This is a genomic window from Pseudomonas sp. KBN12P06040 (assembly GCF_037574965.1).
GTDB classification, from domain to species: Bacteria; Pseudomonadota; Gammaproteobacteria; order Pseudomonadales; family Pseudomonadaceae; genus Pseudomonas; species Pseudomonas aeruginosa.
The window spans coordinates 5,187,590-5,204,083 of sequence record NZ_JBBELS010000001.1 but is presented as its reverse complement, the minus strand read 5'-3'; the positions used below and the strand labels follow the sequence as shown (position 1 = coordinate 5,204,083).

Genomic DNA, 16,494 nt, shown 5'->3' with positions numbered 1-16,494 from the left:
CCGCTGGCAGTGCGGGTTCATCATCATCCCGCCTGCGGCTCATGGAGGTTGGCCTCCTTCAGCTCTTGGCCGCCTCAGGTGTGTTGTCTATCGCTACGTCGACGCAACTTTTGAGCTTGCCGAGCAGCTCGCTCAGTTCCTGCAGCTCCGTAAAGTCGATAGGCCATTCATCGTTGTCGTTGAATAGGGTTGCCAGCCCTAGCAGCCGCTCGAATTCGAGTTCGTCCATAGGGGCATACACGATTGAGTCGCACATCTTTTCGGTTCCTATTGAGTGGGAGAGGTTGATAGCCCTCGGCGCCGAGGCCAGGTCCTAGCGGACTGTTGCCAGTGGCAACACCCAGTTCGCCGGCGGCGCCGAGGCCAGGACCTGGCAGAGTGTTTCGGGCCGAATCACCCAACTCGCCGCCGGCGCCGAGGTCGATCCTTGGCAGAGTGTTTCCAGTGGAAACACCCAGCTCGCCGTCGGCGCCGAGGTCGATCCTTGGCAGAGTGTTTCCAGTGGCATCACCCAGCTTGCCGTCGGCGCCGAAGTCAGTTCCTGGTGAAGTGGTTCCAGTGGAACCACCCAACTCGCCGCCGGCGCCGAGGTCGATCCTTGGCAGAGTGTTTCCAGTGGAAACACCCAGCTCGCCGTCGGCGCCGAGGTCGATCCTTGGCAGAGTGTTTCCAGTGGCATCACCCAGCTTGCCGTCGGCGCCGAAGTCAGTTCCTGGTGAAGTGGTTCCAGTGGAACCACCCAACTCGCCGCCGGCGCCGAGGTCGATCCTTGGCAGAGTGTTTCCAGTGGAAACACCCAGCTCGCCGTCGGCGCCGAGGTCGATCCTTGGCAGAGTGTTTCCAGTGGCATCACCCAGCTTGCCGTCGGCGCCGAAGTCAGTTCCTGGTGAAGTGGTTCCAGTGGAACCACCCAACTCGCCGCCGGCGCCGAGGTCGATCCTTGGCAGAGTGTTTCCAGTGGAAACACCCAGCTCGCCGTCGGCGCCGAGGTCGATCCTTGGCAGAGTGTTTCCAGTGGCATCACCCAGCTTGCCGTCGGCGCCGAAGTCAGTTCCTGGTGAAGTGGTTCCAGTGGAACCACCCAACTCGCCGCCGGCGCCGAGGTCGATCCTTGGCAGAGTGTTTCCAGTGGAAACACCCAGCTCGCCGTCGGCGCCGAGGTCGATCCTTGGCAGAGTGTTTCCAGTGGCATCACCCAGCTTGCCGTCGGCGCCGAAGTCAGTTCCTGGTGAAGTGGTTCCAGTGGAACCACCCAACTCGCCGCCGGCGCCGAGGTCGATCCTTGGCAGAGTGTTTCCAGTGGAAACACCCAGCTCGCCGTCGGCGCCGAGGTCGATCCTTGGCAGAGTGTTTCCAGTGGCATCACCCAGCTTGCCGTCGGCGCCGAAGTCAGTTCCTGGTGAAGTGGTTCCAGTGGAACCACCCAACTCGCCGCCGGCGCCGAGGTCGATCCTTGGCAGAGTGTTTCCAGTGGAAACACCCAGCTCGCCGTCGGCGCCGAGGTCGATCCTTGGCAGAGTGTTTCCAGTGGCATCACCCAGCTTGCCGTCGGCGCCGAAGTCAGTTCCTGGTGAAGTGGTTCCAGTGGAACCACCCAACTCGCCGCCGGCGCCGAGGTCGATCCTTGGCAGAGTGTTTCCAGTGGAAACACCCAGCTCGCCGTCGGCGCCGAGGTCGTTCCTTGGCAGAGTGATGCGGGCCGCAACACTAAAAAACACGACGCCCGACCGAGACTTTCTCATGGCTCATCACCCCGCTCGGATGGCACGCTCGATCCGTGCCTGGGCCGAATGAGGTCCTTGAGCCGGCTGAGGACCTCGCTCCCTGTCCGGGTATCCCCCCTGGGCTGGACCTGAGGCTGTGTAGGCGCTATGGGGCTTGATGGTGCCGGAGCACGAATGGGGCGTTCCGTTGCGGGGATGGTTCGCTCAGCCGGTTCTTCCGGAGTCCAAGAAGCGTTGAACTTGCCCTGGACTGCACGCTGGATGAGCGTCATGAGGTAGCCGAACGGATTGCCGACGGTTCCGCCGGCACATCGGTGCTGCCACTGCTCGATGATGGGTAGCCGAAGATCCTCGGACACCCGTCGGAGCGCGCTTACGGCTTGGATCCGTTGCTCGGCCTCCAGTGCGTGCAAGAGGCCCTGCCAGTTCGGATGTGCTTCCTCGCGTGTTCGCGGTTGTACTGGCTTTTTATATACAGAATCTTGTTTGTATGTATACGTACTATATGAGTTCGGCATCCGAACCAAGGGCGTACTCGGCGGATTCTGTCTGAGTTCGGCATCCGAACTCAGCGGTAAAGCGCATTGCTTGTTGCTGATTTCACTGAGTTCGGCATCCGAACTCGGGGTTGAATGAGGTAGATCGGGCAGAGTTCGGATGCCGAACTCTGCCGCTGGATCCGCTTCGAGCTGACTATCGATAGCCCATTGCTGGTGGTTCAATCGTCCCTCGAGCTTCTCCAGATGGGTTGGGAGGCGGCGACCCACGTCCGGGTCATCCCTGAATTCCCGCCAGGTGATCTGGCCGATTTCGCGTATGGCTCGGTTGCTGTGGCCGGTGGACTGGCTCAGCAACTGCATGTAGTCGGCGTCCAGCTCCAGGGCCTCTGCCGGGGATACCGGTTCGTCGTGGAGGATGTAGACGTTGCCCTGTACTTGCCCGTTGAGGTCGTTGCGTAGGCGTCGGCCGAGGCTGAGCCAGCGGGTCAGACGAAGGACCGTGAGTGCCTTGGCGATGGTTTCGCGCGAGGCGATCTTGCCCGGCTGCATACCGAGGTAGGGGCGTAGTTGCTCGTATGTCGGGAACGCGGTCAGCCCGTCGTCGTTGATGAGCAGGCGGAACACTTGCCAGCAGTTCCGCTCCAGCGGGGTGAGGCGTTTATCCAGCAGCAGGCGCCGAGGAACGGTTTCATGCGGGTTGCCGCTGAAAATGATACCGGAATATTGTTGAGCCAGCGGTTCGCCGCTTTCGGCAGCGAGCCGCTTCTTAAACAAGTGGTCCTCGAGATGTCCCGAGGCCGAGTCCAGCAAGGTCGAAATGGGAAAGCGCGACAGCCTCATTGTCATGGTGTCGTATCGCCTTCCGACTGAACCAGGTTGAGGAGTTGCTGCTGCGCAGGCTCAATCTCCAGGGCGGGACTCTGTGGCGGGTGAGCCGCAGGCGAGGGGAGGTGAGCGCTGACGCTGGCCAGGTAAAGGGTGGTGGGCTTGGCCTGTCCTTTCCTGTTTGGTTGATAGAGGTTGTCTTTCAACCAGCTCTGGATGAGAGACCACACAATGGCGAGGCTGATGAATTCTGGACTGTCTTGTTCGATTCCGGCGTTGATTTCCTCGGTGAGGATCATCGCGATGTCCAGCAACTCCATGCTGTCCTCGAGGCGGACCTGGTTTTCATGCATCAGGTGCTCCCAGCGGAACCAAATCTGGCGCTCGATCTGTTCATCGAGCTGCCGCCAGCGACCGCGGCGCGGGTGGATCTCCAGCATCAAGCGCTTGGTGGCGGTGTCCTCCGGCGACAGACCGAAAAAGCTCTGGATCATCGTTGTGGTGGCTCCCAGCTTCAGTGCGCGTTCGATCTGCAGGTCTTCCTGCGCGCTGCGCTCGGCTGTGGCCAGGATCTTCTCCATGACGTCGATGTTCACTCTGACGTCTACCCAGGAAACCGGGGTATTGGTCAGGATGCTCATGACAGCAGGCTGTTGGAGCTGAGCCAGAATCTCCGGCCGCAGCCCCATCTCGGCACAACGCCTGAGCTGGCCGTTGCGCAGGTGGTTGAGCACCTGCGTCAGGACCGCTTCATTGATCAACGACTTCGACATGTCGATCTCTCCCCAAATCGTGCGAAATCACTGGTCGGTAGCTGCTTGCTCGAAGGCGGTCGGCGGCAGCTCAAGGTCAACCAGGCGTCGGGCAAGACGAATGATCCGGAACAGTTTCACCAGGGCTTCGTCATTGAGACGGCCTGCCTGGCTGGATGGCTGATCGCTTGTGGTGGGTTGGCCCAGCAGCAACTGAGCTAGGCCAGCTGAGAACTGGAATTCACCCAGTGCATCGCGGCAGGTCTGTTGATCGTGAGTGTTCAGAACGACTTGGACCTGGCCGCTGAGCGCTTGAAGCAACGTCATGAGGTGCAGCGCTGAATCAGTAATCTCACGGTCTTCATTGGGCTCGCGATACGTGTAACCCACACCGCCCTGAATCCTGACGATCTCGCCTGGGGCGCCGACGTGCAGAGCGATCTCTTCAGCCAGGTCAGCGATGTGCTGTCGCAAGATCTCGGGGGTATCGATCGACCGCTCGATGTACCAGAGGTCGGTGATCGGGTGCAGACCGCCGACTTGCACTGGGATTGCCTGCAGGGCTGTTTCATCGAAGACAGGTAGATGTTCACCCTCAAGGCCGGCAAGCCGTTGGCGAGTCTGCTGGATCCTGGTCGATACCGGGCTCACGATATGGCCTGCCAAGACCGCTGCACGCTCCTCGTCGGTCAGTTGCTGTTGTTGGACTGGTGGCGGCGGAGCTGGCAGGGTAGATGTACCCGGGGGGCTCTTGGTCTTGGACGTTTGGAGGCCGGTAGCGGGGCTCTGTATTTGTGCTTGCCCAGTAGACGACGCAGCAGGGTTTTCCTGCCCAACTGGTGGAATTTCAGGTGGCCCGGCAGGTGTGGGCAGGTCGACCAGAGTGCTGCGGCGTTGTTCCTGCTGCCCGTTGGTGATCTCGAGCAGGATCTGGTCATAACGCAGGCCCAAGGGACGCTTCATCTGGTCGATGAGTTCGTCCTGGAATCGGTCGAATATGAATTCGTCAGGGCTACTGTCGAAGATTGCCAGGGTGTCCTGGAACAGCATCTCGAAGTCGATGCCTTCGCCGGCGTATAGACGTGTCCAGCAGGAAGAGGCTGACTTTCTGAGTGACAGGAGTTTTTCGATTTGAGGTTTGCCGAGTCCCGAATACAGCATCACAGGGATGGCTGGCAGCAGTATCTCAACGGCATCCAACATCTTGCTGATGTGTGAGGGTGAAACAGGATAGCCGTCATCGGTGAGCTTCCGAGATAGCTCGCGGATGCCGACCGGTTCTCCTTTCTCCTCCTCATACCAGGCTTTCGCTTTCTGAATGCCGACGGCCCGCTCGATGAACTTGAGGTCGCCCTTCAAATCGTTTTCGGCCAGGTGACCGGTGAGCGCGATGATTTCGCCGCGCTGCTGATCCCAGGGGCGGAATAGGCAGTTGAAGCGGAAGTAACGCTCGTCGCCGGTCTCTTTGTAGAGCTCGTTGAGAATTTCCAGGCGAGTGTTTCCGCCGTTGCGAATGCGGTATTTGTCTTCCCCAGGGCGTCGAGTCACTGGTGGCGGCGTATCGAGGCCTCGATGCCGGATCGATTCTTTCAACTCATCGTATTTCGGGTTTCGAGTGGTCCGGGGGTTATCGTGCCAGGGGAGGACCTGGTCGAGCGTCAGGACCATGGGCGTGTCGCTGACTGGGTCCGACAGCTGCTCCAGAACCTTGGGCGGCGCGGTAAAACCAGGGGCAAGTAGCCGGTCTTTCAGATCTTGCGGGTTGATCTTGGCCATACTCATGCCTCCGCCACCTGAGGCGCGTTCGCCGCCGCCAGCTCTGCCTGCAGGCGCTGATTTTTGGCGAGGAGCTCGTCGACCATTCGGTTTGCTCGCGCGAGTTCTTCCTCGAGCGCGTTGCTGCGCTCCAGTCGGTAGACGATCTCGCTGTTGGCCGAGCGGTGGTTATGCGCGGCCTTTTGCTTGAGCTGATCGCGGAGCCCTTGCGGCATGCGTACAACAAACTTGTCTTCTGCGTGTTTGCGGCTGATCGAAGTAACGTTCTTCATGTTGTTCTCCTGCAGATCGCTCAGTAATGAGCGGCCGTGGTCTGGAATGAGGGCGATGGAGACGCATTACTGGCCTGGAAGAAGTCCAGTTGTGCCAACCCCTCAAGCGCTGCGCTGTTGAGCCAGAGGCATTCGATTCGCTCTCTGGAGCCGTCTGCATAGGCGTGGCGGTCGACTCTGTGCCAGGTGATGTAGAGCTCGTCGTAGAGGGGGCAGGGATATCCGGAGAGCACCACCATGCCGCGCAGCCGTTTGAGGAGTGCCGCCAGCTCCTTGTGCTGGTTGTCGTCCATTTCGTACCGGTACGACTTGCCGGTGGCGTTGTGGCGCACCTTCGTGCTGCGGGTCGAGTGGACGTAGGGCGGGTCCACGTAGTGCAGCGTATTCGGCCGGTCGTGATACTCCATCAGCGCGAGGGCGTCGCGGTTCTCGATCACCACGCCCTGCAGGCGTTCTGTTATCGCGGTCAGCGTGTCGGGGTAGTTGCGCCAGTCCAGTGCAGGTCCGGTACCGGATCTGGTCGAGGTTGAGCGGAACCCTGTACGTTCGCCGGACGCAGCTGCGGTACCGAAACCTTGCAAGCTTCGGATAACCATCCGCCGCGCGCGCTCGAGCGGATCGGTTGTTTCGACGTAGCTGGCTTCGAACTCTTCCCGGGCAAACGGGGTAAGCGCCAGGGCCTGGCGCAGTTCCTCACCGTGATCCCGCGCGACGCGGAACAGGTTCACCACGTCCCCGTCGAGGTCGTTATAGATCTCGGCGTAGCTGCGGGCTTTCCGGAGCAGGACGGAGGCTGCGCCGCCGAAGGGCTCGACGTAAGTGTGATGTGGCGCCAGGTGCTGGATGATCCAGGGAGCAAGTTTCCACTTGCCTCCGTGGTAGCGCAGGATTGGGCGACGAACCCCTTTCATGACGTGCTCTCCTGCTCCGCCTTGCGGCGCTTGAGCTGGTCGCGAAGCTGAGTGGGGAGACTGCTGATCCGCAGCGTGTCGCGCTCCTCGTCGTACTCGATCCTGGAGCCCAGCAGGTGCGCCTCGAAGCTGATCGACAGGCCCTCGGCGCGGCCGGTGAAGCGGCGGAACTGGTTGAGGGTGCGCTTGTCCGCCGGGATTTCCGGCGACAGGCCGTAGTCCTTGTTACGGATGTAGTCGTAGAACGCCCGCGGTTGCTGGTCGTCCATCAGTTCCGAGAGCGCGTCGAGGGTCATCGGCTCGCCGATGCGCGCCTGCGAGGTGGCGTAGTCGACCAGCGTCTCGGTCTTCTCGCGGGCCTGTTCCTCGGCCATGTCCTCGCTTTCCACGAAATCGCTGAAGGCTTTCAGCAGGGTGCGCGTCTCGCTCGGCGAATCCACCCCTTCCTGGCAGCCGATGAAGTCGCGGAAATAGTCGGAGACCTTCTTCCCGCCCTTGCCCTTGATGAACGAGATGTACTGCTTCGACTGCTTGTTGTTGCGCCATTCGGAAATATTGATCCGCGCGGCCAGGTGCAACTGGGCGAGGTCCAGGTGGCGCGACGGGGTGACCTCCAGCGACTCGTTCACCGCCACACCTTCGCTGTGGTGCAGCAGGGCGATCGCCAGGTAATCGGTCATGCCTTGCTGATAGTGGGCGAACAGGATGTGGCCGCCGGTGGAGAGATTGGACTCCTCCATCAGCTTCTGCAGGTGCTCGACCGCTTCGCGGCTGAAGCCGACGAAGTCGCGGTCGCCCTCCAGGTAATCGCCGAGCCAGCCGCTGAACGGGTAGGCCCCGGACTCGCCCTGGAAGAAGCCCCAGGCCTTGTTCTTGGCGTTGTAGCTTTCGTTGAGGTCGGCCAGCAGGTTCTCGATGGCCTGGGAGTCGCCCAGCTCGGCGTCGCGTGCGTGGAGCATGGCCGGGGTGCCGTCGGGCTTCTTCTCGATCAGGTGGACGATGGCGTGTTTGATAGGCATCAGAAAGACTCCTGGTTCAGGGAACGCTGCCTGTCGGCTCGACGGAGCAGGGCGCGGGCATTGAGCTCGCCGCGTGCGTCGCTTGGCGTGGAAGAAATGAAGATCGAGGCGCAGCCGATCTTGCTGAGCTTCAAGTGGCCGCCTGCGGAGCGGTCGACGCTCCAGCCTTCTGCTTGAGCGAAGGCCACCAGCCGGCGAACGCTTTCCCGGGCGCCGCGAAGGAAACTACGCATTCGTGGTCTCCTCGCTGTTGAGCTGCAGCCAGGTCTCCATCTCTGCCAGGGAGCGGGGAAGGCTGTCGGTGGCGGCGGCATCCAGGAGGCGCCTCACCAGTGCCTGAAGGCTGCGACGATCGCTCTGTCGGCTGCAGGCCAGGTCGTCATGCGCGGAACGCAGCATGCGGACCTCTGTGCGCAGTTGAGCGAGCTCGTCCTCAGCCGGCCGGTAAGCGGTGACGTCAGGCATCGTGCGCTACCTCCTTGGGATTTCTACAGGACAGTTCCCAGCGGCTCTCGATGCGCTTTTCGTGGTCGCCTGCCTGTGCCGGCATACGGGTGATGTAGGCGTTGTCCTCGCCGAACAGCCGTTCGGCAAGGCGGGAGGCTGCAACCTTGTCGCTCCAGGTGCAGGTCGCACGCTGCTTCTGAATGGTATTGGTCCAGAAGCCGGCGCCATCGAACTTGACGATGCACTGATAGGTCTGGGACGCCTTCATGATTCGGCCTCCTTGCTGAGTGCATCACCGACCTGAACGGCCACCAGTTCGGGCAACTCCGGCTCATGCCCGGGATAGTTGTTGGCCAACTGATGCAGGAACTCGCGCGCGGCGTCCTTGCTGCCTGCAATGCGGAACACGGCGGTGAGGTGCTGGGAGTCCTGAGTGCCGCAGCAGAGGTACGGCACCAGGCTCACTTTCAGCGAGCAACTGAACAGGTGTCGCGGGATCCATACCGACCAGAAGTAAGCCGAAAGCAATTGCCCCGGAGCGCGCGTAGTGACCACCAGAGTCCCGGCCTGGGTGGTCGAGATTTCGATGTACCCCAGTTCCTCCAGCTCACGAAGCTCTCGCTCCATCGAACTGGGTGCGACCGTGCTCTCGTCCCGCGAAAGGCGCGAGATCACTTGGCTGAGGGCGTCCAGCTCGATGGGGTTGACCCCAACGTGATTGGCATGAACCACTGCCGAGTCGGTGAACGCGGCCGAGGCGTGGATACTCGGAAAGCGGGCTTCAGTGTTCATCAAAGACAGCCTCCAACTGATGGACGTCGTAGCTCCCGCAGCAGGGGCAGACCAACACCTCGGCTTCTCCTTCTGGGGTGTTCTCGGCGGGGAGAACCTGGCGCACCAAGTGGTGTGGGTGGTGCCGGCCACAATTCATGCACTGGTGGGTGACCAGGTGCTGGGAAGTGTTCATGCATGGGCTCCTTGCCGGCGTGGGCCAGCAACTGGCAGTTGAAGATGAGATGAAAAATGAGGTTGCAGGACCGGTAGCGCTGAAGGCGTGACGGTCGCTGCTAAAAGGGAGCCGGACGCATCCGGTGGTAAGGTCGGCGGTGCGAACCAAAACCACACAGACCACAGGAGGTCCGGCATGAACGCAGGCAAAGAGGGGATGTCGCAGGGTGTAAAGGCGTACGAGCGCATACTCACCCGCCTAATCGAGCGATATAGGAAGGACAATGGTTTGGAAAAGGACCAGCCGCTGGCCACTGAAGATGTAGTGGTGCTCCAGCAGCAGTATTTGCTCAACGTCTTGGGCACTGCACTTGCAGAGAAGTACAGTTGGCCCCTGGGTGAGGTCGTCGCGATCGATTTCGCGCTCATAAGACGCTACTCCTGGACGCCGCCGCAGGTGCAGGCGCTGTCTCCTGCTCATAAATGGCTAGCCATTTGCGATGAGCTGGAGCCGCTTCATGTCCCGGAAGAGGCGCGTCGGGTGTGGCGCGATGAGAGACAGGTGTGGGGACCAGTTCCCATAGATAGTAGGAAGGACGACCTCGAGGTGTGGCGGGAAGCGTTTGCCCAGTAGTATCCGTGGACGAGCTAGAGGTCATTGGAACGGTCGCTCTCTCACCCCATTCGTAGTCTGCTGGCGGACTGTTCCAGCTCTCCCAGAGAGGCCGCCCCCTCAGCTCAATGATGAGTTCGTCATGAGCGGCCAGGATGGCTGCACGCTGGGTTGGCAGGTCCAGGGCTTGGCTGGGGTCGTCAAGCGCGAAGGCGAGCGTCTGCCGGCACAGGCCAAGGGCCTGTAGGTAAGGTTGCAGGCCTGCGCTTGGCCAGGCGTCCTCGATCTGCGAGGTCGTCCAGCCTTTGTCGGTAAGTGCTTGGCGTAGGGCTCCCTCTAATGCCGAAGCCCGAACGAACGGCCGGGTCGTCCGGTCGAGCCCCGTTAACCAGAGTACGGGGCTCGGCCCTTCGTGGGTCCGCAACTGTGCGACGGCGCTTTGCAGTGCCTTCAAGACAGAGTAAGCATTCGTCTGAGCGACTTGTCGCTCGAGCTGGCGCTGCCTGAGCCAGGTCGCATCGATACCCAGGAAAGAAAAGGTGTGCTGCAGTTGCCTGAAGATATCTTGCATCAGGGGAACGAGATTAGCCTTCGACAGCCCCAGTCGTTCGTAGTGGGGGAGCCGTGCCAAATGAGCTCGCAGGAAGGCCTCTGCCTGTGCTTCGCCATGAAAACCACTGGGCTCGGCCATGAGTGACTCGATCAGTGCATGGGACAGGTCTTGGAGCCAGTCTGGACTTGGACTCTGGGCGCAAGGCTGGGGAGGATTGGTAGCAGGTTGCTGGTCACGCATGACTAGACTCCTTGCCGGCTCCCGCCGGCGAGAGATCGGAGGGGAGGGCAGGGACGGCAGGGCGTCGTGCAGCCTGTGGCCACAGGCGCGAAAGGGAGCCGGACGCATCCGGTGGTAAGGTTGGCGTCGCCAAACAAACCCACCCAGACCACAGGAGGTCCGGCATGAAGAACGAATACCGCTTTGGATACGACGAGATGCTTATCCAGATCCAGGCATGCGTTCCTGACTCACAAAAGGGGGACGGATTGCCTATGACGATGGCCAGAGCGCAATGGATAAGCCAAGTCTTTGTGCTGTGTACCCTTGGTAACTCACTGGCACGTGACAAAGGCTGGAGGCTATGGGGCATGGATGCCATTGAGTATGCGCTCATGCGTTGCTACTCCTGGCCACTGGAAACCATTCGGGAGATGCCAATTCGGGATAGGTGGCTAGCACTGCATGAAGAACTGGCGGATTTGCAATGGGATGAAGAGGCTCAGCAGGTATGGCTAGCGAAGATCGAACCAGTGCTGCCAGGCGCACCGGGGACGGACTACGACGTCTGGCGTTCGGATGCGCCAGGATTTCAATTACCCCAAGCTCCTGGCTATCTAGTGGTCCGGTAACGAATGCTTCGGGTCTCGAGCGCTTATCGGGCCAAATCTGTTCGGGGTCGATCCTGACCACCGTGGAAAAGCGATAGCCGTGCTCCTGCCAGTGCAAGACTGCCCCGCACCGGTGACTAATCAATCCCTCCTGCTCGAGCCGCTGAGCCACCCAGCTTGGGCGTAGCCCTCCGTATGGTATGTCCTCACGGCTGTTAAGAATGTACTCGATGACACCGTGGATGAGGGCAGCGCTGGGAACAAGTAGGCAGGCATCCAATAGCCAGGCATTGGCGGCGGACCCGTCATACACTCGTCCGTGGTGGCAGAAGTTCTGCAAGGCTTGTATCCATTCGGCGCTCGCTATCGAAAGGAGATTGTTAGCGGGCTGCTGGTCACGCATGACTAGACTCCTTGCCGGCTCCCGCCGGCGAGAGATCGGAAGTTCAATGAAGGGGCTCATGCAAGAGCTCCCTGCCAAGTTGGTGCAAGGTCGGCGAAGCGGGTCTGGTTGGCGATGAAGGCGGCGCGGACGGTGCCGATCGGGCCGTTGCGGTACTTGCCGATGATGATTTCGGCAATGCCCTTGGCCTCGGTGTTGGGGTGGTAGACCTCGTCGCGGTACACGAACATGATCACGTCCGCGTCCTGCTCGATTGCGCCGCTCTCACGCAGGTCTGCGTTGTTCGGTCGCTTGTTCGGCCGGTTCTCCAGGCTGCGATTGAGCTGGGACAGGGCCACGACGGGGCAATCCATTTCCTTGGCCAGTGCTTTCAGCGAGCGGGAGATTTCCGAGATCTCGGTGGCTCGGTTTTCCAGGCCTGGGCAGCGCATCAGCTGCAGGTAGTCGACCAGGATCAGTACGGGGTGGCCGTACTTCCTGGCTGCACGGCGAACCTTGGCGCGCAGCTCTGTCGGCGTCAGGTTGCCCTGGTCGTTGATGACCAGTCGGCTGCCATAGTCGTTTATGCGCTGGATCGCGACGGTCAGCCTGGGCCAATCCTCTTCTTGCAGTTGGCCCTTCATCAGCTTGCCAAGGTCCAGGTGGCCGAGCAGGGCAGCAAGCCTGAACAGCAGCTGCTCTGCTGGCATTTCCATGCTGTAAACCTGGACAGACTTCTGTTGGTCGCTCTGTAGCGCGGCGTCGATCAAGTTGAGGGCAAACGACGTTTTGCCCATCGAGGGACGGGCACCGACGATGATGAGATCCGACTTCTGTAGTCCGCCGGAGAGCTCGTCGAGATCCTTCAGGCCTGTCGGGACCCCCGTTACCGTCACGTTGTTGTTGAAGCGGTAATCGATGGTGTCGACGATCTTCGCGAGGCCCTTGTTGATATCGACAAAGTCGGACTTGTGCTGATCTTGGCCGAGGGCGAACAGCTTCTGCTCGATCTCCTCCTGAACCTCACAGGGATTCGCCTGGTGGTTCGAGGCGGTTCTGGTGCAGTGGTGCCCGAGAGACATCAACTGCCGCAGGTGCGCCCGATCGCGAACGATCTGCGCGTAAGCCTCGATATTGGCCACGGAGGGCGTGTTGTCAGCGAGCTGGCCGAGGTAGGCCAGCCCGCCGGCTTCTGGAAGGTCTTCGATCGCTTCCGACACCGTCACGACGTCAAACGGGGCGTCCTTCGCGGCCAACTCGCTGATGGCGGTGAAGATCAGCCGATGTTCATGCCGGAAGAAGTCCTCTTTATGCAGGTGATCGCCGACAATGTCCCATGCCGCGTTGTCCAGCATCAGGCCACCGAGTACCGCTTGCTCTGCCTCGACTGAGTGAGGAGGAGTAAGCTCCAGCGCGCTCACTTCGAGTCCTCCTGGCCGATCTGCAGGAATGTGCTTCCGCTGCTGCCCGGGGCGCCGATGATCTCCAGCGCTTTCACCTCCACCTTGGCGGACTCGATGATCACCGAACCCACATGAGCCACCGCTTTCGCGCGTTCGATATCCAGGGGCTTGTCTTCGTCCAGCAGCCCTTCGATGGTGGCAAAGAGGTGATTACGCAGATCCTCAATCTTGTTTTTCATGCTCGACCTCCTGAATGGTGCGCTTGAGCTTGCTGATGACGCGGATTGCGCTCTTCAGCTCAGGTGGATAGCGATGGATGGAGTTGCGGCGCATGCGTTCGGCCCGGGTGATGAGCTCCAGGTTGTCGATGACGACGTTCTGCTTGTTGTTGTCCTTGCGAGTCATCGGGAACCTCCCTGCTCGAGCGCGCCCTGAACTCGCCGGCTGACGCCGCGGTGCAGGCGAGTGTTTTTGCCGTGCTCCCAGCCTGCGTGCAGCGAAGCCTGGTCATAGGCCAGGGGCTTCGTCGGCGCTGCCGGCTCCAGGAGTTTCAGCTCCGGATGGTGTAGTTCGAGGTAGGCCTTGATGGCTGCTTGAGTCGACTCGTCCGGCCTGCCGGCAAAGTCACGTACCAGCGAACGCACTGCGAGAAGCCAGCCTTCGACGAAGAGCTTGCTGCGACGGCGCTTGGTCGACAGCTTGCAGCGCTTCTGTTGAGCGACATGAGCCGAGCGCGCCGCCACCAGTTGGTGGTGGAGCGTAGAGTAGGCGTGAGCGGCTAGCTCAGGGCCGATCCCTCGGCCCATGAACTTGAACGTCCAGCCCGCTGGCATCGCGTATGCCGCCAGGTAGTCGCAGCCGAAGGAACTGGCGCAGATCCCGGCCAGCTCATGCAGCCATTGGGCAGGAGAGCGCCTGGTTCGAGTGGGAACGCACGCGGTTTCCACCGTGTGGGCCGAGATCTCCGCTTCGCTGAGGTCGAACTGGCGCTTCAGGATCGCGGCCTGGCGCAATGCGGTTTCCGCCTCGTTCGGCGTGGCCCCCTTGGCATTCGCCAGGGCCATCAGCTTCTCGACCTTGGCGAGGACTTTTTGCTTGTCCATTGGCTTCATGCCAGCCCCCCCTCGCTCATGCCAAGCACTGCACTTGCCTCTGCGGCCAGTTGCTGGCCTTCCGGGCTAGGCGAGCTGCCGACGAAGAGCATCAGCCGCTCGATGACCTTCACGGTGTCCTGGGAGGGTTGGGCGAACTCGGCCAGGTGATCGATGGCAGTCGCGATATTCCAGATAGCCCTGTTCATGTCCCGCTGGATCACGTGGATCGAGCTGGCATTGGCCGCGATGGCCAGTTGCGACTTCGTCTGCAACAGTAGGTCGTGGGCGATTTGGAGCAGGGCGTTCTGCAGGGGCTGTCCACAGGCACGCTGCTGAGCGCGAACCGGAGCGACAAGGCCCTGCAGCATCGCAGCACCTTCAGCCTCGACCAGCAGATTGTCGGAAGCACCGGCGGCAGCGCCTGCTTTGGCCATGTAGCCTTGCACGTAGGCGTCGAACTGGGTCTCGGCGATCAGGCTCAGGATGAGGTTGTTGCGGTTCTGGAGGTTCATATGAGGCCCTCCGGAGCCGATTGCAGAGCGTCTGTCCAGAGCTGAAGGGTTTCCTGCTCCTCGCTGGTCAGAGCGATCTGTGCGGTGCAGTCAGCGACCTTCTGCTTGATGACGCGCAGGCGCTCCTCGACTTCACTGCCATCGTCGTAGGCGATTTCGTGAGTCAGATGGCTAATGAAGTCACATCGCAGGCTCCCCACCTGACTAGCGAAATACTCGGCTTCACTGTGCCACCCGATGAGCTGCTTGGGACGCTCCAGCCAGCGTTTGAGTTTTGAGTGGAGCTGGTGCGTGGAGTACAGGGGATCGAACACCTTGGCCCGGTTGTAGATCAACGCGATCTGCAGGATTTCCAGCCGCTCTTCGAGCGTATTTCCCGGAAGCGGGTAGTTCGAGTCGACCAGTTGCTTGGCCAGGCGCCCGCGCAGCTCACGCCGCTTCTTGGCCTGTTTCTCGTCGCGATCACGCTTTTCCTTCGCATGCTCGACCTGCTGGTTCACCGAGTCGAGCAAGCGCGCAGCGTCTTGTAGGAGCTGCTTTTGCTCGAAGCTCAAGTAGCAACCCAGCTTCCCGAACAGGTCGGTACCGCCACCAGTCAGCTTGCGTATTTCTCGCGCAGCGCCGGTCAACTTGGCCTGTTGGCTCCGAAGGTCGGCGGCGCTGCCGAACTTGTTCAGTTGCAGCACAAGTTCCGCGTCGACGTCGCGGGCTTGGGTGATAGGAGGCTTCGCCATGTCAGCGCCCTCCCTTGACCAGTGCTGCTACCGCCTCCGGCGTCAGCGCGAGGAAACGGTCAGTCCACTCGGGAAAGACCTCGATGGCCAGGTTACGGATGATTTCCAGCGCGGGCGCTGATGTGCGATTCGAGGGTTGCCGCGTTTCGAGGCGGTGCGCTGGTAGCCCGCGCGATGCTGCATTGCGAAACACGACGGCATCCGGGACAGTCGTTTCGAGTACAGAAATATCCTGATGCTCATCGAAGATGGCACGCACATTCTCGTGAATCGCCCGGGAGTCATTGGTCTGGTCCAGGCAGTTGATGACGATCTGAACCTTGGGGATCCGCATGCCGAGGCGCTCGTAGGGGCGCAGTCCATCGAGCATTTGCATGGTGCCGCGGTTGAACTCGCGGGCAGTGAGCATGTTGGGCTGCAGGGGGGAAACAACCAGATCCGATGCGAGCACGACCATTTCGAGTAAAGCGGAGCGCGCACCTTGGGTGTCGATCAGCACCAGGTCGTAGCCCTGTTTCAGGGACGGCATGAGGTTTGCCAGCCGGAGCCGGCCATCGGGCGCCTGGAGCAGTAGGTTGTTGAGCTGGTTGTTCTGGTCGTTGGAAATCACGACGTCCAGGTTGGGGATAATCGTCCTGGAGATGATCCTCGCTGGGTCAGTTATGTTGGCGGCGAGCAGGTCGTAGATGCCGCCCTGGGCGACTTCAGGTAGCTCGTAGTACGAAGATAGGGAGGGCTGGACGGGGTCCAGGTCGATGAGGAGGGTCTTCAGGCCAGCATCGGCGCAAAATGCACCGAGGTTGGCGGCGGTGGTGGATTTCCCTACACCACCCTTGGTGGATACAACCGAAGTCGCTTTCGCATTCATGTCTACAGCCTCTAATGTGGGGTCATTAGAGGCTGCTAAACAGACTCGTTGTAACGGGAGTGGAAACCCTTCCTAGACGACCTTGGTCCAAATGGCTTTTAACCAATTGGTCGTAGGTTCGAATCCTACACGACCCACCATATTCAAGACGAAAAAGCCCACCTGCAAAGGTGGGCTTTTTCGTTTCTGTGCCATTACTTTCCGAATGCTGGCCTGTGGGAAGGAGGATGGTCCGCTCTTCCAGCCCAGTTTCTCCCGACGCCTGGCCTTCCAGCATGGCATTCCATCGAGCGTCTGGAGGCGGCGGGCCCTGAGGCCCGGCCGCTCCATC

General features: G+C 60.8%; 20 protein-coding genes and 1 pseudogene. 2 read left to right on the top strand and 19 right to left on the bottom strand.

Features of this window, described 5'->3' with window-relative positions:
* Nucleotides 1-167: 167 nt before the first annotated feature.
* From VQ067_RS24535 to VQ067_RS24480, 12 genes are read right to left on the bottom strand one after another with little or no spacing between them, the layout of a single operon-like run.
* On the bottom strand, nucleotides 168-1,742 hold the full coding sequence (locus tag VQ067_RS24535; protein ID WP_340080934.1) for a hypothetical protein: 1,575 nt from the start codon (nucleotides 1,740-1,742) through the stop codon (nucleotides 168-170).
* A complete protein-coding gene (locus tag VQ067_RS24530; protein WP_031637207.1) occupies nucleotides 1,739-3,064 on the bottom strand; it encodes an STY4528 family pathogenicity island replication protein in 1,326 nt (441 codons plus the stop codon). Before VQ067_RS24530 ends, VQ067_RS24535 begins: the two co-directional genes overlap by 4 nt.
* Before the next feature lie 2 nt (nucleotides 3,065-3,066).
* Nucleotides 3,067-3,822, bottom strand: coding sequence for a DUF2857 domain-containing protein (locus VQ067_RS24525; RefSeq protein ID WP_012076849.1), 756 nt, complete (start codon nucleotides 3,820-3,822; stop codon nucleotides 3,067-3,069).
* Between the two features lie 27 nt (nucleotides 3,823-3,849).
* Complete coding sequence (locus VQ067_RS24520) at nucleotides 3,850-5,583, bottom strand: ParB family protein (RefSeq protein WP_031637209.1); 1,734 nt, start codon at nucleotides 5,581-5,583, stop codon at nucleotides 3,850-3,852.
* Nucleotides 5,580-5,849 carry an ICE element conjugation transcription factor TprA gene (gene tprA / locus VQ067_RS24515; protein ID WP_340080933.1) on the bottom strand — a complete coding sequence of 90 codons (270 nt, stop codon included), beginning with the start codon at nucleotides 5,847-5,849 and terminating at the stop codon, nucleotides 5,580-5,582. The genes VQ067_RS24520 and tprA overlap by 4 nt, the downstream gene beginning before the upstream one ends.
* Nucleotides 5,850-5,869: 20 nt before the next feature.
* Nucleotides 5,870-6,760, bottom strand: a complete 891-nt coding sequence (locus VQ067_RS24510) for a DNA adenine methylase (protein ID WP_012076846.1) — start codon at nucleotides 6,758-6,760, stop codon at nucleotides 5,870-5,872.
* Entirely contained in the window at nucleotides 6,757-7,779 is a 1,023-nt protein-coding gene (yejK, locus tag VQ067_RS24505; RefSeq protein WP_012076845.1) for a nucleoid-associated protein YejK, read from the bottom strand. The genes VQ067_RS24510 and yejK overlap by 4 nt, the downstream gene beginning before the upstream one ends.
* The gene (locus tag VQ067_RS24500) at nucleotides 7,779-8,012 is read right to left on the bottom strand and encodes a hypothetical protein (RefSeq protein WP_003103841.1); all 234 of its coding nucleotides are present in this window, start codon (nucleotides 8,010-8,012) and stop codon (nucleotides 7,779-7,781) included. Before VQ067_RS24500 ends, yejK begins: the two co-directional genes overlap by 1 nt.
* Nucleotides 8,005-8,244: a hypothetical protein gene (locus VQ067_RS24495; RefSeq protein WP_010792223.1), complete on the bottom strand. Its 240-nt coding sequence runs from the start codon at nucleotides 8,242-8,244 to the stop codon at nucleotides 8,005-8,007. Before VQ067_RS24495 ends, VQ067_RS24500 begins: the two co-directional genes overlap by 8 nt.
* On the bottom strand, nucleotides 8,237-8,494 hold the full coding sequence (locus tag VQ067_RS24490) for a hypothetical protein (RefSeq protein WP_004352848.1): 258 nt from the start codon (nucleotides 8,492-8,494) through the stop codon (nucleotides 8,237-8,239). The genes VQ067_RS24495 and VQ067_RS24490 overlap by 8 nt, the downstream gene beginning before the upstream one ends.
* The gene (locus VQ067_RS24485) at nucleotides 8,491-9,018 is read right to left on the bottom strand and encodes a hypothetical protein (protein ID WP_003120967.1); all 528 of its coding nucleotides are present in this window, start codon (nucleotides 9,016-9,018) and stop codon (nucleotides 8,491-8,493) included. The genes VQ067_RS24490 and VQ067_RS24485 overlap by 4 nt, the downstream gene beginning before the upstream one ends.
* Nucleotides 9,008-9,193 (bottom strand): hypothetical protein, encoded by a 186-nt coding sequence (locus VQ067_RS24480; RefSeq protein WP_010792222.1) that lies wholly within the window; start codon nucleotides 9,191-9,193, stop codon nucleotides 9,008-9,010. Before VQ067_RS24480 ends, VQ067_RS24485 begins: the two co-directional genes overlap by 11 nt.
* Before the next feature lie 177 nt (nucleotides 9,194-9,370).
* On the opposite strand from VQ067_RS24480, the gene VQ067_RS24475 reads away from it, so the two are divergent.
* On the top strand, nucleotides 9,371-9,808 hold the full coding sequence (locus tag VQ067_RS24475; protein WP_010792221.1) for a hypothetical protein: 438 nt from the start codon (nucleotides 9,371-9,373) through the stop codon (nucleotides 9,806-9,808).
* A 936-nt stretch (nucleotides 9,809-10,744) separates the two neighbouring features.
* Nucleotides 10,745-11,191 (top strand): hypothetical protein, encoded by a 447-nt coding sequence (locus tag VQ067_RS24470; RefSeq protein ID WP_021263367.1) that lies wholly within the window; start codon nucleotides 10,745-10,747, stop codon nucleotides 11,189-11,191.
* Between the two features lie 438 nt (nucleotides 11,192-11,629).
* Here the strand turns inward: VQ067_RS24470 and dnaB are convergent, their stop codons facing one another.
* The 7 genes and pseudogenes from dnaB to VQ067_RS24435 form a co-directional block, all read right to left on the bottom strand.
* Entirely contained in the window at nucleotides 11,630-12,973 is a 1,344-nt protein-coding gene (gene dnaB, locus VQ067_RS24465) for a replicative DNA helicase (RefSeq protein ID WP_010792218.1), read from the bottom strand.
* Nucleotides 12,970-13,194 (bottom strand): hypothetical protein, encoded by a 225-nt coding sequence (locus tag VQ067_RS24460; RefSeq protein WP_003111780.1) that lies wholly within the window; start codon nucleotides 13,192-13,194, stop codon nucleotides 12,970-12,972. Before VQ067_RS24460 ends, dnaB begins: the two co-directional genes overlap by 4 nt.
* Nucleotides 13,178-13,351 (bottom strand): annotated as a pseudogene (locus VQ067_RS24455) (HNH endonuclease signature motif containing protein); the annotation flags it as partial. The gene VQ067_RS24460 and the pseudogene VQ067_RS24455, both read right to left, overlap by 17 nt.
* A 5-nt stretch (nucleotides 13,352-13,356) precedes the next feature.
* Complete coding sequence (locus tag VQ067_RS24450; RefSeq protein ID WP_023443554.1) at nucleotides 13,357-14,058, bottom strand: DUF2786 domain-containing protein; 702 nt, start codon at nucleotides 14,056-14,058, stop codon at nucleotides 13,357-13,359.
* Nucleotides 14,059-14,063: 5 nt separating this feature from the next.
* Nucleotides 14,064-14,561 carry a hypothetical protein gene (locus tag VQ067_RS24445; protein ID WP_003111783.1) on the bottom strand — a complete coding sequence of 166 codons (498 nt, stop codon included), beginning with the start codon at nucleotides 14,559-14,561 and terminating at the stop codon, nucleotides 14,064-14,066.
* Nucleotides 14,558-15,295 (bottom strand): hypothetical protein, encoded by a 738-nt coding sequence (locus tag VQ067_RS24440; protein WP_003111784.1) that lies wholly within the window; start codon nucleotides 15,293-15,295, stop codon nucleotides 14,558-14,560. Before VQ067_RS24440 ends, VQ067_RS24445 begins: the two co-directional genes overlap by 4 nt.
* Nucleotide 15,296: 1 nt before the next feature.
* Nucleotides 15,297-16,163, bottom strand: coding sequence for a ParA family protein (locus VQ067_RS24435; RefSeq protein ID WP_003111785.1), 867 nt, complete (start codon nucleotides 16,161-16,163; stop codon nucleotides 15,297-15,299).
* Nucleotides 16,164-16,494: the final 331 nt, after the last annotated feature.

What these genes read in the sequence shown, in the direction of transcription:
- VQ067_RS24440 (WP_003111784.1), bottom strand. Translation starts at nt 15,295, where the DNA reads ATGGCGAAGCCTCCTATCACCCAAGCCCGCGACGTCGACGCGGAACTT.
- VQ067_RS24490 (WP_004352848.1), bottom strand. Translation starts at nt 8,494, where the DNA reads ATGAAGGCGTCCCAGACCTATCAGTGCATCGTCAAGTTCGATGGCGCC.
- VQ067_RS24475 (WP_010792221.1), top strand. Translation starts at nt 9,371, where the DNA reads ATGAACGCAGGCAAAGAGGGGATGTCGCAGGGTGTAAAGGCGTACGAG.
- VQ067_RS24450 (WP_023443554.1), bottom strand. Translation starts at nt 14,058, where the DNA reads ATGGACAAGCAAAAAGTCCTCGCCAAGGTCGAGAAGCTGATGGCCCTG.
- VQ067_RS24460 (WP_003111780.1), bottom strand. Translation starts at nt 13,194, where the DNA reads ATGAAAAACAAGATTGAGGATCTGCGTAATCACCTCTTTGCCACCATC.
- VQ067_RS24500 (WP_003103841.1), bottom strand. Translation starts at nt 8,012, where the DNA reads ATGCGTAGTTTCCTTCGCGGCGCCCGGGAAAGCGTTCGCCGGCTGGTG.
- VQ067_RS24480 (WP_010792222.1), bottom strand. Translation starts at nt 9,193, where the DNA reads ATGAACACTTCCCAGCACCTGGTCACCCACCAGTGCATGAATTGTGGC.
- VQ067_RS24495 (WP_010792223.1), bottom strand. Translation starts at nt 8,244, where the DNA reads ATGCCTGACGTCACCGCTTACCGGCCGGCTGAGGACGAGCTCGCTCAA.
- VQ067_RS24530 (WP_031637207.1), bottom strand. Translation starts at nt 3,064, where the DNA reads ATGAGGCTGTCGCGCTTTCCCATTTCGACCTTGCTGGACTCGGCCTCG.
- VQ067_RS24535 (WP_340080934.1), bottom strand. Translation starts at nt 1,742, where the DNA reads ATGAGAAAGTCTCGGTCGGGCGTCGTGTTTTTTAGTGTTGCGGCCCGC.
- VQ067_RS24470 (WP_021263367.1), top strand. Translation starts at nt 10,745, where the DNA reads ATGAAGAACGAATACCGCTTTGGATACGACGAGATGCTTATCCAGATC.
- VQ067_RS24485 (WP_003120967.1), bottom strand. Translation starts at nt 9,018, where the DNA reads ATGAACACTGAAGCCCGCTTTCCGAGTATCCACGCCTCGGCCGCGTTC.
- VQ067_RS24435 (WP_003111785.1), bottom strand. Translation starts at nt 16,163, where the DNA reads ATGAATGCGAAAGCGACTTCGGTTGTATCCACCAAGGGTGGTGTAGGG.
- yejK (WP_012076845.1), bottom strand. Translation starts at nt 7,779, where the DNA reads ATGCCTATCAAACACGCCATCGTCCACCTGATCGAGAAGAAGCCCGAC.
- VQ067_RS24510 (WP_012076846.1), bottom strand. Translation starts at nt 6,760, where the DNA reads ATGAAAGGGGTTCGTCGCCCAATCCTGCGCTACCACGGAGGCAAGTGG.
- VQ067_RS24520 (WP_031637209.1), bottom strand. Translation starts at nt 5,583, where the DNA reads ATGAGTATGGCCAAGATCAACCCGCAAGATCTGAAAGACCGGCTACTT.
- VQ067_RS24525 (WP_012076849.1), bottom strand. Translation starts at nt 3,822, where the DNA reads ATGTCGAAGTCGTTGATCAATGAAGCGGTCCTGACGCAGGTGCTCAAC.
- VQ067_RS24445 (WP_003111783.1), bottom strand. Translation starts at nt 14,561, where the DNA reads ATGAACCTCCAGAACCGCAACAACCTCATCCTGAGCCTGATCGCCGAG.
- tprA (WP_340080933.1), bottom strand. Translation starts at nt 5,849, where the DNA reads ATGAAGAACGTTACTTCGATCAGCCGCAAACACGCAGAAGACAAGTTT.